This is a genomic window from Acinetobacter lactucae (genome assembly GCF_013344765.1).
In the GTDB taxonomy this organism is placed as follows: domain Bacteria; phylum Pseudomonadota; class Gammaproteobacteria; order Pseudomonadales; family Moraxellaceae; genus Acinetobacter; species Acinetobacter lactucae_A.
The window spans coordinates 1-3,979 of record NZ_JABVBF010000229.1 but is presented as its reverse complement, the minus strand read 5'-3'; the positions used below and the strand labels follow the sequence as shown (position 1 = coordinate 3,979).

The 3,979-nt window shown below is 36.0% G+C and carries 3 protein-coding genes; 1 reads left to right on the top strand and 2 read right to left on the bottom strand.

Annotated features, from left to right (window positions below):
- The first annotated feature begins 232 nt into the window (after positions 1-232).
- The gene (locus HUN22_RS15890; RefSeq protein WP_174731360.1) at positions 233-1,219 is read left to right on the top strand and encodes an AraC family transcriptional regulator; all 987 of its coding nucleotides are present in this window, start codon (positions 233-235) and stop codon (positions 1,217-1,219) included.
- Positions 1,220-1,286: 67 nt separating this feature from the next.
- On the opposite strand, the gene HUN22_RS15885 is transcribed toward HUN22_RS15890, so the two are convergent.
- On the bottom strand, positions 1,287-2,630 hold the full coding sequence (locus tag HUN22_RS15885) for an MFS transporter (protein WP_174731357.1): 1,344 nt from the start codon (positions 2,628-2,630) through the stop codon (positions 1,287-1,289).
- 16 nt (positions 2,631-2,646) lie between these two features.
- Entirely contained in the window at positions 2,647-3,858 is a 1,212-nt protein-coding gene (locus tag HUN22_RS15880; RefSeq protein ID WP_438839292.1) for an OprD family outer membrane porin, read from the bottom strand.
- Positions 3,859-3,979 lie beyond the last annotated feature (121 nt).

The following is a 3,979-nucleotide window of genomic DNA, read 5'->3' as shown; positions in this document are numbered from 1 at the left end:
CTACTGTATTTGTTTATAAAAAATCTAATAAAATAAGTTTGTTAAAGTATGAAATTATACTTTAAAGGTATTTAACTTATTTCCATTTTTAAAATCTAATAGAGTATGAGAAAGTAATCTTTACTCTCTTTCTTGATTCGATATTTTTCAGGAAAATGCGTCAATTAAAGGATATTAATTGGCATACAAGTTGCTTTTTAAGCAATAAGTTATTTAGCTAGGTGAAAAGGATATGATATCACTCAGCCAACAGACGGAACTCAATCATTATTCTCGCAAAGCTGAATTTGCGCAGAATTTGATGTCCACGATTTGTGGTGAACACCGTCTAGATACAATTTACAAAGACACTCTCGATTTTCACTATGACGGAATGCGTTTGCCTAATAAAAAAATGGCGATCGGTACAATCAGTTATGGTGCAAACGTCGCCATCAACATTTCAAATTTAAAAGCGTATAGCATTAGTTTGCCTATACAAGGTCGACAAGCTCTCAACATTCGTGGCGCTCATTATCAGTCTGATGAAAATAGAGGCCTTATTGTTTCAAATAACGATCAACAAGATTTGATTATCGATAAAGATTGCAGAAAATTTCAGGTGGTTATTCCTGAGCGAAGTATGCAGATTGTCCTTGCAGATCTACTCAATAAACCCATAGAGACGCCTATCATTTTTAACCCTGAAATGCACTTAGACTCTGAGCAATTGATTGGTGCATGGTGGAAGAATATTCAGAATTTTTTACAGCTAAAATCGCAATATAGCAATTTTTATGGTTTACAGATGTTGTCTGAAGACTATGAAAATTTTGTGATTAAGGCGTTATTGTTGTCTCAAGAAAATAACTACTCTGAAGCCTTAAAGTCACTTTCACATCAAGATGAGCCAGCTTATATCCGTAAGATTCGTAATTTTCTTATTGAACATGCTCACGAAGAAATCTGTGCAGAAGACTTGCAGCGTCTGGCTGGGGTTTCAAAATCAAAATTGTATGACGAATTTCAACAGTACTACGGCACAAGCCCAATGTCATATTTGAAAAAATATCGTCTTCAACAAATTTATAAAATCTTGAGCACCACTGGAGCAGATAGAAAAGTTTCTATTTCAAAGCTTGCGTATGACTGGGGCTTTAACCATTTAAGTCGTTTTTCTCAAGAATATCGTGAAGAGTTTGGCGAAAATCCAAGTGAGACTAAAGGCAAAATTTTCTGATATTTAATTTTTTCCATTAAAAAACTGATTTAGGTAACTAAATCAGTTTTTATTTATCGCTTAATATTTATAGACTTTCTTCTAGCTTTAACACTTGTTTGTTTTTAGATTTCTCATAGATCACTTTCAGGCTAAGTGCTATAAATGAGATGAAAGTTGGTAGTGCGAGAATAAAGAAAATACCGCTTAAGCTTAAGTTAAAAGTGAAAATGAGCGAGCCAAAGAAAGCGCCTAAAATTGCACCGATACGACCAATACCATGCATCCATGAAACACCAACTGCACGACACACTGCTGGATAGAACATAGCTGCAAGTGGCAGTAATGAAGATTGAGCGCCTGCGAGTAATGCACCAATTAAGAAAATAGTAAGACCTAATAATAAAATATTTGAGCTTACTAGACCTGCAACAATGAATAGGCCGAAGGCAATCAGATATGAATATTTAATGACTGTGGTTGGATTCAGTTTATCCATATACCACCCCATAATGGTTGCGCCAATCACACCACCAAAAGGGAAAATCGCAGCAATTAAACTAAACTGTTGAGTACTAAAACCTGCTGTTTTTAAAATCGTTGGCATCCAGCTTGTTAAAAGATAGAACACCAAAAGACTGGTAAAGCAGCAAAGCCAAAGCATGCTTGAACCCCACAGATATTTTCCTAAAACCACTTTAACCGGATTTTCATCTGATGCAGTTTCAGCTTGAGTTAAAACAAGTTTTACCGGCTCTTGAAAAGAATGACCTTGAATATTCTCTAATATACGCTGAGCTTTGTCTTGTTGATGACGTGTGATTAAGTATTGAGTTGATTCAGGTAATTTAAACAACAAAGCAACCACTAAAATTAAGGGAATGCTTCCGCCAATAATAATCACTTTGGCCCAGCCATAGCTTTCTAACAGATAAGCTGACAGGACACCGCCACAAGAAATACCCAGCATAAAACCACAGCCAGCAAGGCCTGTAAGGAATGCTTTACGTTTTACAGGCATATACTCAGAAACAATCGTACTGATGTTTGGCATGGCTGCGCCTAAACCAATACCTGTAATAAAACGATAAATCATTAAGTCTTGGGTTGAATTGGCAAAGCCACACAAAATCGTAAATATTGAGAACAAAAGGCTTGTAAAAACAATAACGCCTTTACGGCCAAACTTATCGGCTAAGGGGCCTGAAATAATTGCACCAATCGACATGCCGACTAAAGCAGCACTTAAAACTGGGGCAAGTTGAGGCTTGGTAATTCCCCAATCATCGAGTAATGCGGGGGCGATAAAACCAATAATTCCTGTGTCTAGGCCGTCACAAAAGAAGACAAAGAAGCCTAGGATAAAAACTATCCACTGCAATGGAGACAGTTTTTCGCGATTGATAATCGTGTTTGCATCTATCGTTTTCATACGTATTCCTTAATCATTAAAATTTTTTGCTGTAATTGACGAAGAAACGGTTTTCTGAAAAATCGTTACCATGCTTAACGTCGTAATTGATGAAGATGTACTGAAGAGCTAATCCTTTGAGAAAAGGCTGTTGAAGGGCATAATTGACAATAACGTTTGCTTCACTTTCTTTGTTTTTTAAGCCATCTGCTGTTTTAAAGTGATCGCCATATACATATTTCAAAGTGGTATTTAAACCAGGCACATGATCTTTAAAGTCATAGCCATAAATGAAGTGATAAGACTTTTCATCTTGTTTGAAGAAACCTGTGGTGTTCCAGTTAATGAAGTAAGTTTCAGGCAAAAAACCATCTGGTAGCGGGTAAGCAGACTCACCAATAATTTGTTGATAACCTAAACCAAAGCTGTGATTTTTTACTTTAAGTGTTTCTAGTAAACCTACATTTTGTGCATCGATGTCAAAAAGATTTCCATTATCTTTGGCATTGAAATATTTAAATTTTGAATGGACTGAAAAATCAGAATTTTTCCATATATGATCAAAGCCGACGTAATGCTTGTTATATAAATCCTCCATATTTCCAAAGTAATATTCGCCCTTCAGAGTAGGCGTAAATTGATAGCGGAGATCTATATAGTTCAGTCCATCGGAGTAGCCCGTCACACCTTTTGATGTAAAAGAAAAGTGATGAAAATCTTCTTCATTTCGTGGTGATACTTTTTCAATACGGCCAATTTCAGCAAAAAGCTTGTCGTTCAGTTGACTTTTAAGATTAGCTCCCCAATAAGATGTCAGGAGTTGTCGACTTGCATCTACAGTCGTTACTGGTAAATCCAGCCATAATTCACCAATGCTTAGTAACGTCTTGTTATAGCCTAGCTTTAAAGTCGCACCATATTTTAGATAATCAGGTGCTTGAGACTGCGTCTCTTTATCAAAAGGCAATACCGTATCTGCTACATGTTTATCTTGGCTTAAGCGAACAGCGTACTGTGCTGAAGCATTTGCCCCAATTTTAATCGGAGTTCCGTTAATTTCTAACGGCGTATCATGCATATTTGAGTTGTAAAATAGAGAAACTGATTGTGACCAGCTACCTGTATCTTTTAGATCTGGATTGTCATAGTTTCTGTCTATATATGCATTTTTTAATGTAAATTTCCATTCTTCATCCGCTGAATAAGCCTGAGTAGAAAATGCACTGCAACATAAAATATTGATGAGCATTAACGTTTTTTGTTGTCCATTAAGTGGCCATGGTCGATGCATAAATAAAACGCCTTAATTTAGAAAATGACTGGGCTTTTTTATGTAATCAAATTAATTACATGACTTGATTGAACTATTT

Excerpts from the sequence above, each read along its gene's own strand:
- HUN22_RS15885 (WP_174731357.1), bottom strand. The coding sequence starts at position 2,630 with ATGAAAACGATAGATGCAAACACGATTATCAATCGCGAAAAACTGTCT.
- HUN22_RS15890 (WP_174731360.1), top strand. The coding sequence starts at position 233 with ATGATATCACTCAGCCAACAGACGGAACTCAATCATTATTCTCGCAAA.
- HUN22_RS15880 (WP_438839292.1), bottom strand. The coding sequence starts at position 3,858 with ATGCTCATCAATATTTTATGTTGCAGTGCATTTTCTACTCAGGCTTAT.